This is a genomic window from Cellulomonas sp. NS3 (assembly GCF_024757985.1).
Classification (GTDB): domain Bacteria; phylum Actinomycetota; class Actinomycetes; order Actinomycetales; family Cellulomonadaceae; genus Cellulomonas_A.
The window spans coordinates 4,244,603-4,260,233 of the sequence record NZ_CP103289.1 but is presented as its reverse complement, the minus strand read 5'-3'; the positions used below and the strand labels follow the sequence as shown (position 1 = coordinate 4,260,233).

General features: G+C 76.5%; 13 protein-coding genes and 2 riboswitches. Of the genes, 5 read left to right on the top strand and 8 right to left on the bottom strand.

Annotated elements, in window-relative coordinates; translation table 11 throughout:
* Window positions 1–81 precede the first annotated feature (81 nt).
* Both NXY84_RS19295 and NXY84_RS19290 read left to right on the top strand, forming a co-directional pair.
* Window positions 82–1,374: a DUF418 domain-containing protein gene (locus NXY84_RS19295; protein ID WP_258724646.1), complete on the top strand. Its 1,293-nt coding sequence runs from the start codon at window positions 82–84 to the stop codon at window positions 1,372–1,374.
* A 166-nt stretch (window positions 1,375–1,540) separates the two neighbouring features.
* A complete protein-coding gene (locus tag NXY84_RS19290; protein WP_258724645.1) occupies window positions 1,541–2,182 on the top strand; it encodes a hypothetical protein in 642 nt (213 codons plus the stop codon).
* 112 nt (window positions 2,183–2,294) lie between these two features.
* Here the strand turns inward: NXY84_RS19290 and NXY84_RS19285 are convergent, their stop codons facing one another.
* From NXY84_RS19285 to NXY84_RS19275, 3 genes are read right to left on the bottom strand one after another with little or no spacing between them, the layout of a single operon-like run.
* Window positions 2,295–3,554, bottom strand: coding sequence for an O-succinylhomoserine sulfhydrylase (locus tag NXY84_RS19285; RefSeq protein ID WP_258724644.1), 1,260 nt, complete (start codon window positions 3,552–3,554; stop codon window positions 2,295–2,297).
* Window positions 3,551–3,976 carry a rhodanese-like domain-containing protein gene (locus tag NXY84_RS19280; RefSeq protein ID WP_258724643.1) on the bottom strand — a complete coding sequence of 142 codons (426 nt, stop codon included), beginning with the start codon at window positions 3,974–3,976 and terminating at the stop codon, window positions 3,551–3,553. The genes NXY84_RS19285 and NXY84_RS19280 overlap by 4 nt, the downstream gene beginning before the upstream one ends.
* The gene (locus NXY84_RS19275) at window positions 3,973–4,260 is read right to left on the bottom strand and encodes a DUF1737 domain-containing protein (protein ID WP_258724642.1); all 288 of its coding nucleotides are present in this window, start codon (window positions 4,258–4,260) and stop codon (window positions 3,973–3,975) included. Before NXY84_RS19275 ends, NXY84_RS19280 begins: the two co-directional genes overlap by 4 nt.
* Before the next feature lie 4 nt (window positions 4,261–4,264).
* A riboswitch (SAM riboswitch) is annotated at window positions 4,265–4,365 on the bottom strand.
* Window positions 4,366–4,483: 118 nt separating this feature from the next.
* A riboswitch (SAM riboswitch) is annotated at window positions 4,484–4,599 on the top strand.
* Between the two features lie 38 nt (window positions 4,600–4,637).
* Between NXY84_RS19275 and NXY84_RS19270 the strand changes: the two genes are divergently transcribed.
* Window positions 4,638–6,038: an aminotransferase class V-fold PLP-dependent enzyme gene (locus tag NXY84_RS19270; protein WP_258724641.1), complete on the top strand. Its 1,401-nt coding sequence runs from the start codon at window positions 4,638–4,640 to the stop codon at window positions 6,036–6,038.
* Between the two features lie 43 nt (window positions 6,039–6,081).
* Here NXY84_RS19270 and NXY84_RS19265 read toward each other — a convergent pair whose 3' ends face one another.
* The gene (locus tag NXY84_RS19265) at window positions 6,082–8,508 is read right to left on the bottom strand and encodes a putative bifunctional diguanylate cyclase/phosphodiesterase (protein WP_258724640.1); all 2,427 of its coding nucleotides are present in this window, start codon (window positions 8,506–8,508) and stop codon (window positions 6,082–6,084) included.
* A gap of 186 nt (window positions 8,509–8,694) precedes the next feature.
* On the opposite strand from NXY84_RS19265, the gene NXY84_RS19260 reads away from it, so the two are divergent.
* Window positions 8,695–9,993, top strand: coding sequence for an APC family permease (locus NXY84_RS19260; protein WP_258724639.1), 1,299 nt, complete (start codon window positions 8,695–8,697; stop codon window positions 9,991–9,993).
* 125 nt (window positions 9,994–10,118) lie between these two features.
* Window positions 10,119–10,700: a GNAT family N-acetyltransferase gene (locus tag NXY84_RS19255; protein WP_258724638.1), complete on the top strand. Its 582-nt coding sequence runs from the start codon at window positions 10,119–10,121 to the stop codon at window positions 10,698–10,700.
* On the opposite strand, the gene NXY84_RS19250 is transcribed toward NXY84_RS19255, so the two are convergent.
* The 4 genes from NXY84_RS19250 to NXY84_RS19235 form a co-directional block, all read right to left on the bottom strand.
* Complete coding sequence (locus NXY84_RS19250) at window positions 10,672–11,439, bottom strand: DUF2510 domain-containing protein (protein WP_258724637.1); 768 nt, start codon at window positions 11,437–11,439, stop codon at window positions 10,672–10,674. The two genes, NXY84_RS19255 and NXY84_RS19250, sit on opposite strands and share 29 nt — an antisense overlap.
* Window positions 11,440–11,633: 194 nt before the next feature.
* A complete protein-coding gene (locus tag NXY84_RS19245) occupies window positions 11,634–12,713 on the bottom strand; it encodes a MaoC/PaaZ C-terminal domain-containing protein (RefSeq protein WP_396126312.1) in 1,080 nt (359 codons plus the stop codon).
* Complete coding sequence (locus NXY84_RS19240; protein ID WP_258724636.1) at window positions 12,710–14,110, bottom strand: 3-oxoacyl-ACP reductase; 1,401 nt, start codon at window positions 14,108–14,110, stop codon at window positions 12,710–12,712. The genes NXY84_RS19245 and NXY84_RS19240 overlap by 4 nt, the downstream gene beginning before the upstream one ends.
* Window positions 14,107–15,465 (bottom strand): acetyl-CoA C-acetyltransferase, encoded by a 1,359-nt coding sequence (locus NXY84_RS19235; protein ID WP_258724635.1) that lies wholly within the window; start codon window positions 15,463–15,465, stop codon window positions 14,107–14,109. Before NXY84_RS19235 ends, NXY84_RS19240 begins: the two co-directional genes overlap by 4 nt.
* Between the last annotated feature and the right edge of the window lie 166 nt (window positions 15,466–15,631).

The following is a 15,631-nucleotide window of genomic DNA, read 5'->3' as shown; positions in this document are numbered from 1 at the left end:
GCTTCTGGGGGTGAACCCCCAGGTCAGCCGGGGTGCTCCCCGGATGTGCGCACGAGGGTCGGGCTCCTAGCGTCGTGAGTCATGAGCCACGACGAGCCCACGGCCGTGCTGACCACCCGACCCTCGCCCCCGGGCACCACCGCCGAGGAGCCGGCTCCCGCCCCCCGGTCGCTGGCTCCCGACCTCGCGCGCGGCATGCTCCTGCTGTTCATCGCCTCGGCGAACGTCTGGGGCTACCTGTGGGCGGCGGACGGCGCGTTCGACCCGGTGAGCTACCGGCCCGCCGGTGGCTCGACGCTGGACCACGTGGTCGACGGGCTCGTGACCTTCTTCGTCGACAACCGGTCGCGGCCGATGTTCGCGATCCTCTACGGCTTCGGCATCGCGACGATGGCGTCCCGGCTCGCTGCGCGGGGTGCGGACCGGCGCGGCGTGCGGCGCGTCCTGGCCCGGCGCAGCGGCTGGCTCGTCGCGTTCGGCTTCCTGCACGCCGTCCTGCTTTTCGGCGGCGACATCCTCGCCGCCTACGGCATCACCGGGCTCGTCTCGCTCGCGCTGCTGCACCGCTCGCGCACGGCGCTCGTGCGCTGGTTCTGGGCGTCCTCGGTGCTCGCCACGGCCGTCGGGGTCGTGCTGCTCCTCGTCGTCGTGCAGGGCGACGGCGAGATGGCCGGCGCGCCCACGGCCGACTACCTCGCGTCGGCCCTCCAGCGCGCGGCGCTGTCCGTCGTCACGATGTCGGCGTCCGCGCTCGCGCTGTTCTTCGTGCCGCAGGTCGTCCTCGGGATCCTGCTCGCGCGTGCCGGCTGGCTCACGCGCCCGTGGGACCACCGGCAGTCGCTCGGCCGGGTGTTCCTCGCCGCGGCCGCCGTCAACCTCGTCTTCAACCTGCCCTACGCGCTCGCCGCGGCGCGCGTCTGGACGCCGGACCGGACCACGGCCACCGTGCTGGAGGTCGTGCACAACCTCTCGGGTGTCGTGATGGGGCTCGGGTACGTGTGCCTGTTCGCGTGGGTCGCGGCGGTGCTGCGGGACCGTCCGCGGCGCGGGGTCGTGTCCGCGGTCGCGGCGGTGGGCGAGCGGTCGCTCACGTCCTACCTGCTGCAGTCGGTGATGTTCGCGCCGCTGCTGTCGGCGTGGGGTCTGGGTCTCGGTGGGCGGATCGGGACCGCGCAGGCGGCGGTGCTCGCGGTCGTGGTGTGGCTCGTGACGGTGCTGGTCGCCGTGGCGATGCACCGGGCCGGCCGCCGGGGACCGTTCGAGGTGCTGCTGCGGCGCCTCACCTACGGCCGGAGCCGCACGGACGTCGCGGTCCCGGTGCGCGCCGCGGCGCACGAGCGGGAGCGCGACGTGCCCCTCGCGCCGCGCGGGTGAGTTCTCCGACCGGATGCCGGGACGGGGTAGGCAGCCCCGTCCCGGCGCCGTACGATCGCCGGGTGTTCCTGATGCAGACGTGTTGTCGCTGAGCTGACGACCCCGCGCGCCCGCGGCCACCGGCCCCCGCTGCGCACCTGCTGCACCGCACCCCAGGACACCTTCCATGTCTCAGCTCGTCCTCGACCGTCTCCTCCCGGACATGTCGACCCCCACCGCCCTCGACGGCGCCGCTGCCCTCGAACCCGCCGCGCCGGACCACCGCCCCGCGCCTGACCTCGACACCGCGGGTGACCGCGACACCGCGCCGGACGTCGCGCGTCACGTGACGGTCGCCGTCGCCGCACCCGGGGACGGCCGCCCGCACGCGGGCGACCCCGTCGCCTTCCGCCCCACGTCCGGCGTGGCCCTCGCGCTCGCCGCCGCGCGCGCGGACGCCGTGCACCTGTCCTTCTCGGCCCAGGTCCCGACCGTCGCCGCGATGACCGCGCTCGTCGAGCAGCTCGAGGACGAGATCGCCGCGGTCGGGCGTGAGCGCGCCGGCGTGCGCATCGTCCTCGACCTGGACGTGCTGCCGACCGCGGACGCCGACACCGCGCGCCGCAAGCGCTCCTACCTCGAGCACCTCGACGCCCTCGCGGGGCTCACGTGGACGCCGTCGGCCACGCGCGTCGTCGCGGCCCCCGAGGCGGTCGTGGGGACGGCCGTGGACCTCGCCCGGCGCGTCGGCGCGGACGGCGTCGTGCTCGTGCCGCTCGCGGACGGCCCGGGCGTCGACCACCTCCGCGCGCTGGCGCCGGTCGCCTGACCGACGGGCGGCAGCGGCGGCCGCAGCACGTGCCGGTCGGCCCGGCGTCCCCGCACGGACGCCCCGACCGACCGGCGGCCCGGTCGGTCGGTCGGGGCGGGAGCCGCCCGGATCAGCCTGCGAGCGGCTCGAGCGCCTGCGCGAGGTCCTCGACGAGGTCCTCGACGTCCTCGAGCCCGACCGACAGGCGCACCGTCGCCTCGCCGATCCCGACCCGGGCGCGGCCCTCGGCGCCGAGCTTGCGGTGCGTCGTCGTCGCGGGGTGCGTCGCGATCGACTTGGCGTCGCCGAGGTTGTTCGAGATGTCGACGATCCGCAGCGCGTCGAGCACACCGAACGTGGCCTTCTTGGTGTCGTCGACCGACGCGCCCTCGGGCACCGCGAGGTCGAGCGTCACGACGGTCCCGCCGCCGGTCTGCTGGCGCAGCGCGAGCTCGTGCTGCGGGTGCGAGGGCAGGTAGGGGTAGCGCACGGCCGCGACGCCGGGGTGCTGCTCGAGCCACGTCGCGACGCGCAGGGCGGACGCCGTCTGGTGGCGGACCCGCAGCGACAGCGTCTCGAGGCCCTTGAGCAGGACCCACGCGTTGAACGGGCTGAGCGACGGGCCGGTGTTCCGGACGAGCGTCTGCACCGGGCCGTGCACGTACTCCTCGGACCCGAGGATCGCGCCGCCGAGCACCCGGCCCTGGCCGTCGATGTGCTTGGTCGCGGAGTAGACGAGGACGTCGGCGCCGTGCTCGAGCGGCCGGGACAGGACCGGCGTCGCGAACACGTTGTCGACGACGACGACGGCGCCCGCGTCGTGCGCGAGGCGGCTGACCGCGGCGATGTCGACGAGGTCCTGCATCGGGTTGGACGGCGTCTCGAAGAACACGACGTCGGCCGGCGTCGCGAGCGCCTCCTCCCACTGCGCGAGCACGTGCCCGTCGACGTAGTCGGTGGTCACGCCCCACTTCGCCAGGATGTCGTCGAGGATCACGACGGTCGACCCGAACAGCGCGCGCGACGCGACGACGCGCGAGCCCGAGCGGACGAGCGCGGCGAGGGCCGTGAAGACCGCCGACATGCCGGTCGCGGTGGCGTACGCCGCCTCGGCGCCGTCGAGCAGGCGCAGGCGCTCCTCGAACGTCGAGACCGTCGGGTTGGAGTAGCGCGAGTACAGGAACCGGTCGACGTCGCCGGCGAACGCCGACTCCGCCTCGCCGGCCGACCCGTACACGTACCCCTGGGTCAGGAACAGGACCTCGGACGTCTCGCCGAACTCGGTGCGCACGAGCCCGCCCCGCACGGCGAGCGTGTCGGGGCGCAGCGTGCTGCGGTCGACCGAGCGGTCGTCCCAGTCGAACGGTCCGGGCGTGCGGCGGGCGCTCACCGCTGCCGCCAGGGGAGCCCGGCGGCGCGCCAGCCGGTCGCCCCGCGCTGCCCGTCCGGGCCGACGCCACCCTCGAAGCCGTCGAGCACGTTGTACGCGGGGCCCAGGCCGGCCGCGGTGGCGAGCTTCGCGGCGCCGACCGAGCGCACGCCCGAGCGGCACAGGAACACCACGGGACGGTCGTCGCCGGGTTCGAGGCCGCTCGCGCGCAGCTCGTCCACGAACGCCGGGTTGGGCCGGCCGGTGCCGTCGACCCACTCGACGAACGCCGCCGGGCGCCCGGTGGCGGACGTGTCGGGGACGCCGATCGTCGCCCACTCGCCGTCGGTGCGGACGTCGACGAGCAGCGCGCGCTCGTCGTGCTCCAGCAGCTCCCACGCCTGCTGCGGGGTCAGGTCACCCGCGTAGCCGCCGGCGCTCATGCGGGGAGCACCTGGGCGCGCGGCACGGGGACCGGGCCGGTGGTGGGCACCGGGTCGGGCAGGACGACGGCCTGCGCGACGATCACCCGGGTGCCGTCGAACGTCGCGGCCGGGCCGCCGTGCAGCACGTAGCCCTCGGCCAGCGCGGCGCTGACGCGCTCGCAGAACGAGCGGTCGTCGGGCCCGGTCAGGAGCCGGTAGCGCAGGGGCTCCGGCTCGGGGGTGCCAGTGCCGGGCTCGCCGGTGCCGCCGGTCCCGGTCGTCGGGTCGGGTGCGTCGCTCATGTCGCCTCCATCGGTCCTGGCGGTAGCACCCTGTTCCAGGCACGTGGTGCCTGCGGGTTGCTGCGGCGTCGTCGAGCCAGATCTCTCGGCCGCTCTGGATGGTGACGGCGATCGTAGGCTCACGTCCGGCCGCGGTCCAAGCCTCGACCCCGCACGGTCCGCCATGCGAGACGCCGTGCCCACCCGTTGACACCGGCGGTCCCTCCCGGGGATTCTCGGTCCAGGTCATGAGTGCCAGCACGAAGCCCCGGCTTGCTGGCCGGCAACCCTCCTCCGCGGTGGGGTGCCCCGGGTGACGACCTGGCCGTGCCGCCGATCGGCGGACGGCAAGCGCGGGGTCCTCACCACGGGTCCCCACCGACCTGTCGAGGAGCACCATGTCCGTGATCACCGAGGCCACCACCTGTGCGACGACGACGCCGGCGCCGCTGGACGGGATCCTGCCCGTCGTCGGCGGGGACACGCAGGTGCCGCTGCTCGACGGCACGAGCCGCACCTACGCCAACCTCGACTACGCGGCCAGCGCCCCCGCGCTCGAGGCCGTCGCGGCGCGCGTGACCGAGGTCCTGCCGCTGTACGCGTCCGTGCACCGCGGCGCCGGCTACCTGTCGCAGGTGTCCACCGCGCTGTACGAGGCGTCGCGCCAGACGATCGCGCGGTTCGTCGGCGCCCGCGCGGACGACGTCGCGATCATCACCCGGAACACGACCGACGCGCTCAACCTGCTCGCGGGCGTCGTCCCGGCCGGCGCCGACGGGACGCCGGGGCGGGTGCTCGTGCTGGACGTCGAGCACCACGCGAACCTGCTGCCGTGGGGCCAGGGCCCGGACCGCGCGTCGACCGTCGTGCCGATCGCCGGCACCGTCGCCGAGACGCTCGAGGTGCTCGCCCGCGAGCTCGCCGCGCAGCCGCACGCGCTCGTCGCGCTGACCGGGGCGTCGAACGTCACGGGGGAGGCGCTGCCGCTCGACGAGGTCGTGCGCCTCGCCCACGCCGCCGGCGCGCGGGTCGTGGTCGACGGCGCGCAGCTCGTCCCGCACCGCGGCTTCGACCTCGCCGCGACCGGGGCCGACTACGTCGCGTTCTCGGGGCACAAGACGTACGCGCCGTTCGGTGCGGGTGCGCTCGTCGGCCGGCGCGACTGGCTCGACGCGGGCGAGCCGTACCTCGCGGGCGGCGGCGCGGTGCGGGACGTGCGCGCAGACCGCACGGTCTGGCAGCCCGCACCGGCGCGGCACGAGGCCGGGTCGCCGAACGTCGTCGGCGCGATCGCGCTGGCCGAGGCCTGCGAGGTGCTCGCGGGGCTCCCCGCCGGGGCGCTCGAGGCGCATGAGGCAGCGCTGCGCGCCCGGCTCGTCGACGGCCTCGCGACGCTCGACGGCGTGCGGGTCGTGCGGATCTGGCCCGACTCCGGCGAGCCCGTCGGCGTCGTGACCTTCACGGTCGGGGAGCACGACCCGGGCCTCGTCGCCGCCTACCTCGCCGCCGAGCACGGCATCGGCGTGCGCGACGGCCGGTTCTGCGCCCACCCGTTGCTCCAGCGCCTCGGCGCGGCGGACGGCGCCATCCGCGCGTCGGTCGGCGTCGGCACGCCGTCGGAGGCGGTGGACCGGCTCGTCGCCGGGGTCGCGGCGTTCCTCGCCGAGGGCCCGGGTGCGCGCTACGCGGTGCAGGACGGCTGCTGGGTCGTCGCCCAGGACACGCGCCCGCTCATCCCGCTGCACGGGCTCGACGGCCTCGCGGCGACGGCCGCGGCGTGCGGTCCGGCGCTCGACTGACCGCCCGCCAGGACACGCGGACGGGCTGCCGACCGGGCGGGGCTCACGCGTGCGTCCGCTCGAGGTCGGGCCGGCTGTCCCGGTCGCGCAGCAGCCGGCCGAACGCCGCCGCCGTCTGCGGCGGGGCGAAGTGGAACCCCTGCGCCCGGTCGCACCCGAGCCGGCGCAGGATCGCGTGCTGGTCGGACGACTCGACGCCCTCCGCGACGACCCCGAGGCCCAGCGCCCGGGCCATGCCGAGCACGGCCTCGACGAGGTGCAGGTCGCGGGTGTCGCGCGCGAGGCGGGCGACGAAGGACCGGTCGATCTTGAGCTCGGTCATCGGCAGGTCCTGCAGGTACGACAGCGACGAGTAGCCCGTCCCGAAGTCGTCGACCGAGAGCAGCACCCCCGTCGCCCGCAGCCGGTCGAGGCTCTCCCGCCCGTGCGTCGCCCAGCGGACGAGGGTCGACTCGGTGACCTCGAGGCACAGCCGGTCCGCGGGCAGCCCGGTCGCGCGCAGCACGTCCGCGACCAGCGGCACGAAGGCGCCGTCCTGGAGCTGCGCGCCGGAGACGTTGACCGAGATCCGCAGCGGGTGGCCGTCCGCGCACCACCGGGCGGCCTGCTCGCACGCACCCCGCAGCACGACCTCACCGAGGGCCGAGATCAGGCCCGTCTCCTCGGCGACCGGCACGAACTCGAGCGGCGCGACGAGCCCACGCGTCGGGTGCGCCCACCGCACGAGCGCCTCCGCGCCGGTGATCCGGCCCGAGGCCACCTCGACGAGGGGCTGGTAGTACACGACGAGCTCGTCGTCGGTGAGCGCGCGCCGCAGCGCCTGCTCGGTCTCGAGGTAGCGCGTCGCGCGCCGCTGCATCGACGCGTCGAACACCGCCCAGTCGATGCCGAGCTCCCGCGCGCGGCCCATCGCGGTGTCGGCCTCGCGCAGCAGCCGCTCGGGCGCCGGGTCGCGGTCCTGCGGCGCGATCCCGATCGCCGCCGTCAGCACGATGCCCGCGCTGCCGACGCCGACCGGCTCGGCGAGCGCCGCGAGCAGCCGCTGCGCGAGCACCACCGCGCCGTCCACGGTCAGGTCACGGCCCAGCACCATGAAGTCGTGCCCGCCCTCGCGCACGAGCAGGTCGCCGGGGCGCAGCGCCGAGCTCAGCCGCACCGACGCCTCCACGAGCACGCGGTCGGCGCCGTCGTGCCCGAGGCTGTCGCTGATCGTCTGGAAGCGGTTGATCCCCACGCACAGCACCGAGACCCGGCTGCCGCTCCCGGGATCGAGCGCGCGGGCGAGCCGCTCGCGCAGCAGGTCCTTGTTCGGCAGCCCGGTGAGCCGGTCGTGCGTGGCCTGGTGCGCGAGGCGTGCCTCGTGGCCCGCGCGGATGTCGAGGAGCGCGTTGAACTCCTGGGCGAGCAGCCGGAGCTCCGCCGGCCCGGCCACCTCGACCTGGGCGCCCGTGCCGGCCGTGCGTGCGCCCGTGACCGCGGCGGTGAGGGCGCGCAGCGGGCGCGCGACCCGGCGCTGGGCGAGCCAGCCGAGGGCGACGATGGCGAGCAGCGCGAGCGAGCCGAGGACGACGAAGGTCGAGAGGGTCTGCCTGGCGTCGGCGACGACCGACGCGGCCTCGACGCCGCGGTACACGCGCCACCCCGCGGGCTCGACGTCCGCCGAGGCGAACAGCCGCGCGACACCGTCCGGCGCCTCGGTCTCGCCGGAGAGTCGCGTCGGGTCGACGACCGCACCCAGGAGCGCCCCGGAGTCGGGCCCGGAGGCGGAGACGACGCGCCCGGTGCCGACGTCGACGATCCCGACGACGGCGTCGGTGCCGAGCCCGAGGATCGAGCCGAGGTCCGCGGCGACGGTCCCCACGTCGAGGAACAGGACCGCCGCGGCCCGCCCACCGGCGTCGTCGGCCGCGAACGCCCGCGCGACCACGATCGAGGGGCGCCCGGTGGCCGGGTCCTGCGCGCCCCCCACGACCTGCGTCGTCGAGGTCCCGAGCGTGCGCGTGAGCCAGTCGCTCCCGGCGTGCAGGCCGGGCTCCGCGGGCACCTGCTCGGGCCGCGACGTGCACGCGACGTCACCGGCGCCGGTCACGAGCGACACGCGCACCTCGGCGAGGATCGACGCGCCCGCGGACGGCAGCACGCACCCGGCGGGGTCGTCGAGCAGCGTGGCCAGGCCTGGCGCCGCGACGAGCGACTCGACCTGGGCGCGTGCCGAGACGACCGACTGCGTGACCGTCCAGGCGGCGATCTCCGCGTCGGCGCGCAGGTCGTCGGTCGCGTGCTCGCGGGCCCGCTGGGCATTGGTCTGGTAGGCGAACCCGAGGCCCAGCGCGGTGGCGAGCAGCAGCAGCGCGAGCGCGACGGCCACGTAGGTGCCGACCGGCCAGGCACCCGCGGCGGGCGAGCCGGTCCGGACCTCCCCGTCGGCCCGCCGTGCGCGACCGGACGAGGGCGCGCTCGTACCCTCCATGCGCCTACCCCCCTCGATCGGCGCGACCGCTGACCGTCGGACCGGCAGGTGGGCTCCGGCCGGGGAGCAGGTCGTGCTCCCGGCCGGGACAGGTGCCAGGTCCTGGTCCACTGTAGGCAGACTCAGCACGAGCGCGTGGGCCGACCACGGCGACGGGGCAGGAGGACGACGGTGGCAGGTCCGGCGGTGGGTGGCTCACCGGTGCTCGCGCGACGCCTCGGCACGCGCGACGCCGTGGTGCTCGGGCTCGGCTCGATGCTGGGCGCCGGCGTCTTCACCGCCGTCGCGCCCGCGGCCCGGGCGGCGGGCAGCGCTCTCCTCGTCGGGCTCGTGGTCGCCGCCGTCGTCGCCTTCGCCAACGCGACGTCGTCGGCCCAGCTCGCCGCCGTGCACCCCGTCTCGGGCGGCACGTACGTCTACGGGCGCGAGCGCCTCGGCCCGTGGTGGGGCTACCTCGCGGGCTGGTCGTTCGTGGTCGGGAAGACCGCGTCGTGCGCGGCGATGGCGCTCGCCGTGGCGTCCTACGCGGTCCCCGCGGCGTGGCAGCGCCCGCTCGCGGTCGCCGTCGTCGCGGGCGTCACGGCGGTCGGCTGCCGGGGCGTCACCCGGACCGCCGCCCTGACGCGCGTGCTCGTCGTGGTGGTGCTCGTCGTGCTGACGGCACTCGTCGCCGCGAGCCTCGCGGGGCCGGGCGTCGGGGTCGACGTGGCCGCCCTCGGCGACGGGCTCGCGTCGGCCGGGGTGCACGGGGTGCTGCAGTCGGCCGGGCTGCTGTTCTTCGCGTTCGCCGGGTACGCACGGATCGCGACGATGGGCGAGGAGGTCCGTGACCCGGCGCGCACGATCCCGCGCGCCATCGTGCTCGCCCTGACCCTGGCCGTCGTCGTCTACGCCGTCGTCGCCGTGACGGTGCTCGCGGTGCTCGGGCCCGACGGGGTCGCCGTCAGCAGCACGCCGCTGGCGGCGGCGGCCGAGGCCGGGGCACCGGGGGCGCCCTGGGTCGCGCCGCTCGTGCGGGCCGGCGCGGTCGCCGCGTCGCTCGGTGCGCTGCTCGCCCTCGTCGCGGGGATCTCGCGGACGGCCCTGGCGATGGCCCGCGACGGCGAGCTCCCGCCCTGGCTCGCCGCCGTGCACCCCCGCTCGCGCGTCCCGCACCACGCCGAGGTCGCCGTCGGGTGCGTGGTCGCGGTGCTCGTGGTCGTGACCGACCTCCGGGGGGCGATCGCCTTCTCGTCCTTCGGCGTGCTGCTCTACTACGCGGTGGCGAACGCGGCCGCCCTGACCCAGCCGGCCGCCGAACGGCTCTACCCGCGCGCGCTCGCGGTCGTCGGCGTCGTCGGGTGCCTCGCGCTCGTCGTGACGCTGCCCGCCGGCGCGGTGCTCACGGGGACCGTCGTGCTCGGGCTCGGGGTGGTGCACCGGGTCGTGCGCCGACGGGTGGTCGGGCTGGGCCGCGGTGAGGCGGCGGGTGGTCGCGGAGCCTGAGGCGGAGCGTGCCGAGGTCGCGGGCCCGAGCCGGGCGTCCGGCGGCTGGGGGCCGCGGGCAGGCACCGAGGTCGCGGGGCGAAACGGGTCGCCCGCCGCCGGGCTCGTGTGCTTGGTTGTGCTGCGTGCACCACGACCTCACGCTCGACGGCTTCGGCGTCCGCCTCGTCCCGCTCGCCCCCGAGCACGCCGACGGCCTCGCGGCGTTCGTCGACGACCGCATCTGGGCCGGGATGTCGACGCCCGTCCCGCGCGGGGTCGACGCGATGCGCACGCACGTCGAGGCCGCCGTCGCGTCGCCGGGACGCGTCGCCCTCGCGGCGCTCGACGCCGCGACGGGCGAGGTGCGCGGCAGCACCTCGTTCTACGACCTCGCGCCCGAGCTCGCCCGCGTCGAGATCGGGCACACGTACTTCGCGCCGCGCTGGTGGGGCACGTCGAACAACCCGGCGTGCAAGTACCTGATGCTGCGGCACGCGTTCGAGGAGTGGGGGATGCAGCGCGTCGCGCTCCGGGCCGACGCCCGCAACGCCCGCTCCGTCGCCGCCATCACGCGGCTCGGCGCCGTCCCCGAGGGCGTGCTGCGCAGCCACCGCGTCGCGCCCGACGGCTCCCGCGGCGACACCGCCTACTTTTCGGTGCTGGCCGACGAGTGGCCCGCGGTGCGCGACGGGCTGCTCACACGCCTCGGAGGAACACCGCGCTGATCACGACGTCGAGCAGCACGAGGCCCGAGATCACCAGCGCGCACACCGCACGCGCACGGCCGACCGCCCCGTGCCCCTCGCGGGCGATCTCGTTCGACCGCTGCAGCGCCTTGACCGACAGGATCAGCGACAGGACGAAGGCGTAGGCGATGCCCGTGAGGAAGCCGACCACGACGACCGCGATGCTGACGACCAGCGCCCCCGTCGCGAGGCCGTTCGTGGGCTTCACCGCCGGGGCGTAGGGGCGGGGCGCGCCGGGGCCGAACGCCGCAGGGCCGGCCTGCCACCCGCCGGGCCGGCCCGGCACGGCGCCGAAGCCGCTGGCCCCGCCGGAGCCGGGCTGGGCACCGAACCCGGTCTGCGCACCGAACCCGGGCTGGGCCCCGAACCCGGGCTGGGCACCGAGGCCCGGCTGGGCACCGAACCCGGGCTGGGCCGCGAACCCGGTCTGCCCACCGAACGAGCCCGGCCCGCCGACCTCGCCCTGCGCGCCGACGCGACCGTGCGCGCCGCTCCCGCCGTGCGCCGCCGCGGCCGCAGCCCGACGCGCGGCGGGGTCGTCGACGGGGGCGAACCCGGGCTCGGGCGCCGCGGTGCTCCGGGGCTCCGGCGCCGCGCCCACGTGCTCGGTCCACGCCTGGCCGTCCCACCACCGGAGACCGGCCCCGGCAGGGTCGGCGTACCAGCCGGCCTCGGGGGTGGTGGCGCTCGGGGCGCGATCCGTACCGTGCATCGACATGCCTGAGCCCTCCGCCGCCGTCCTGCGTACGCAGGGTCTTCGGCGCGAGCGGCCTCCTGCTTGAGCCCCGCCCGCGGGTGAGCCCCGGCCGCGGGGTGAGCGCGCCCGCGTGTGAGCCCGCCGGCGGGTGAGCCCGAGGACGGCGACGGCAGGTCCCGACCGAGGTGCGGGGGCGGGACCTGCCGTCACGTGCGTCAGAGCGGCCGGACCGACCCCGTGAGGTGCAGCTTGCCGGTGCGGGCGTGCCAGCCGGCGTACGTGTAGCCGTCGCCCGGTGCGCCGTCGGCGGCGACCCGCACCGCGACGGACCCGGGCAGCAGCACGGGCTTCGCGAACTCGACGGACCACGTGAACGCGTCGCCCCGCTCGGCGCCGACCGTCGCGAGCGCGCGCGCCGCGGTGTACATCCCGTGGGCGATCGCGCGCGGGAAGCCGAGCGCCTTGGCCGAGACCGCGGACAGGTGGATCGGGTTGCGGTCGCCCGAGACGGCCGCGTACCGGCGCCCGGTGCCGGCGTCGAGCTCCCAGCGCGCGGTGGGCACGGGCGGCACGAACGCCGGCCGGGCCTGCGCCCCGCCACCGTCCGCAGCCCCACCGCCCCGAGCCCCACCGTCGCGAGCGTCGTCGCCCCGAGCGCCGTCGGACCCGCCGACGCCGCCGGTCACACCGCCGCCGTCGGCCCCCGCACCCGCCCGCACGAGGTGCATGCCCCTCGCGAGGTACGTCGAGACCCCGCGCCACGCGACCGGCCCCTCGCCGAGCTCGCGTGCGGCACCGGCGAGCCGGACCTCGGTCACGAGCTCGACGGTGGTCCCGGTGCGGTGCGCCGCGAGCCCCTGGGCCCACGCCCGCACGTCGACGGCCTGCCCGAGGCGCAGCGGCACGTGCTGGCTGACCTCGTTCGTGAGGTGCACGAGCCCCGCGAGCGGCAGCGGGAAGTCGGGCCGGGCCATGACCGCGGTCGCGACGGGGAACGCGAGCACGTGCACGAACCCGGCCGGCAGCACGTCCGACGCGGTCTCGCCGAGCAGGTGCTGGTAGGCGGTGAGGTGCGTGGCGTCGGCCTGGACCCCGGCGACGAGATAGGCGACCTCGGGCAGGTCGACCGGTCCGCGACCGAACCGCCGCGCGAGCGCGAGCCGCCCGGACGCCGCGGCGCCGCGCGCGTAGAGCCGCCCGAGCGACGGCACCCCGGGGAGCACGACCTCCTCACGGCGCAGGTCCGCGACGTCCTGCGCGCGGTCCCGGCCCACGGGGCCGCCGGCAGCGGTCACTGGCCCACCAGGTTCTGCCCGCACACCCGCAGCGTGCGCCCGACGACGCCCCCGGCCTGCGGCGACGCGAGGAACGCGACGGCCTCGGCGACGTCGACGGGCTGGCCGCCCTGCTGCAGCGAGTTGAGCCGCCGCGCGACCTGCCGCGTGACGGCCGGGATCTTCGCCGTCATGTCCGTCTCGATGAACCCGGGGGCGACGGCGTTGGCCGTCCCCCCGAACGCGGTCAGCAGGGGAGCGGTGGCGCGGACCATGCCGACGACGCCGCCCTTGGACGCCGCGTAGTTCGTCTGGCCGCGGTTGCCTGCGATGCCGGACGTCGACGCGAGCGCGACGATGCGGGGCTCCGCGGTGAAGTCGCCCGACGTGAGGAGCTGCTCGTTGATCCGCAGCTGCGCGGCGATGTTGACCGCGATGATCGGGTCCCACCGGTCGGGCGTCATGTTGACGAGGAGCTTGTCGCGCGTGATGCCGGCGTTGTGGACGACGACGTCGAGGCGACCGTGACGGGTCCGGGCGTGCTCGAGGATCCGTGTCCCCGCGTCCTCGGCGGTCACGTCGAGCTGCAGCGCGGTGCCGCGGACCTTGTTGGCGACGGCTGCGAGCTGCTCGCCCGCCGCCGGGATGTCGACGGCGACGACGGTCGCGCCGTCGCGCGCGAGGGTCTCCGCGATGGCCGCGCCGATGCCGCGGGCGGCGCCGGTCACGACCGCGACCCGGCCGTCGAGCGGACGGTCCCAGTCGAGCGGGAGCGAGCCGCCGTCGCTGTCGACGGACAGCAGCTGCCCGTCGACGAACGCCGACCGGGCCGACAGGAAGAAGCGCACCGCCCCGAGGACGCTCGGCGCGGTCACGGGGACGCCGTCCGCGACGACGACGCCGTTGCCGGTCGCCCCGGTGCGGAGCTCCTTGGCGACGGAGCGCAGGATCCCGTCGACGCCCTGACGCGCGGCGGCGACCGCGGGGCCGTCGTCGGGCGTGGCGGGCCGCGAGACGGTGACGACGCGCGCGTGCGGTGCGAGGCCCTTGAGCGTCGACCCGAGCGCGAGCACGGGCGCGGCGAGCTCGTCGGGGTGCGTGAGCTGGGTCAGCACGAGCACGACGGCGGCGTACCGCTCGCCCTGCGCGGGGTGGCGGCGCACGTCGAGGTCCCAGCCGGGCGCGGGCAGCGTCCCGTCGACCCCCGCGCCGTTCGTCCCGGCGGCCGACGCCGTGCCCGCGAGCACGTGCGCGACCGTGTCGGCGTCCTCCCCGGTGCCGAGCACGAGCACGGGCCCATCGACGAGCGGGCGACCGGGCTGGTGGCGCCGCAGCGGGACGGGCCGGGGCAGCCCGAGCTGCCGGGCGATCTTCTTCGTGAACCCCGAGTTGACGAGGTTCAGGTAGGTGTCGGTCACGCTGCCTCCAGGATCGCGGTCACGCCGATGCCGCCCGCGGCGCACACCGAGAGGAGGGCCCGCACGGGCCGGCCGTCGCCGTTCGCGGCCTTGCGGCGCGCGAGCTCCTTGGAGATCGTCGCGACGATCCGCCCGCCGGTCGCGGCGAAGGGGTGGCCGGCGGCGAGCGACGAGCCGTGCACGTTGACCCGGCTGCGGTCGACCTTGCCCAGCGGGCCGTCGAGGCCGAGGCGCGTGCGGCAGAACTCGTCGGACTCCCAGGCGCCGAGCGTCACCGCGACGGTCGCGGCGAACGCCTCGTGGATCTCGACGTAGTCCATGTCGTCGAGCGTGAGCCCGTGGCGGGCGAGCAGGCGCGGCGCGGCGAACACCCCGGCGGTGAGCAGCCCGTCGACCCCGTGCACGAAGTCGACGGCGGCGGTCTCGGCGTCGACGACGCTCGCGAGCGGCGTGAGGTCGTGCGCGGCGGCCCACTCCTCGGAGCCGAGCAGCACGGTCGACGCGCCGTCGGTCAGCGGCGTGGAGTTGCCCGCGGTCATCGTCGCGGGCGTGTCGAGCGTGAGCCCGAACGTGGGCTTGAGCTTGGCGAGCTTCTCGAGCGAGGTGTCGGCGCGCAGGTTCGCGTCGCGCGTGAGCCCGCGGTACGGGGTCACGAGGTCGTCGAAGAAGCCGGCGTCCCACGCGGCGGCGAGGCGCTCGTGGCTGAGCAGCGCGATCTCGTCCTGCGCCTCGCGCGTGATGCCCCAGTCGGCGGTGGTGAGCGCCTGGTGCTCGCCCATCGACAGGCCGGTGCGCGGCTCGGACGTGCGGGGGACCGACGGCGCGAGGTCGCCGGGGCGCAGCCGGGCGAGCGCGGCGAGCTTCTGCTGCGGGGTCTTGGCGCGCGACAGGTCGAGCAGCACGCGGCGCAGGCGGTCGCTCACGGCGATCGGGGCGTCGGACGTGGAGTCGACGCCGCCCGCGATCCCGGACTCGAGCTGACCGAGGCGGATCTTGTTCGCGAGGAGCACCACGGTCTCGAGCCCGGTGGCGCACGCCTGCTGGAGGTCGAACGCGGGGGTCTCGTTGGACAGCGCGGAGCCGAGCACCGACTCGCGCGTGAGGTTGAAGTCGCGGCTGTGCTTGAGCACGGCGCCTGCGGCCACCTCGCCGATGCGCTCGCCCTGCAGCCCGTAGCGGGCGACGAGCCCGTCGAGCGCGGCCGTGAGCATGTCCTGGTTGCTCGCGCGGACGTACTTGCCACCGGCCCGCGCGAACGGGATCCGGTTGCCGCCGAGCACGAGCGCCCGGCGCGGGGCCCCGCCCTGCGGGTGGTCGGGGGCGGGGGTCGGGGCCGGGGAGCGGGTGGCTGCCATGGCGTTCCTCTCGCGTCGTCGCTGGGTCGAGGCTGGTGCTGCATCGGGCGTCGTGCGGGTCCGCGGGTGGGAAGCGCCGGTCGGGACGTGGGTCCCGGGCCGGGCGTCACACCTCGTGCTATGTCCAGAACCCACAGTACCTGATACCGTCGGTTTCGTGAGCCCG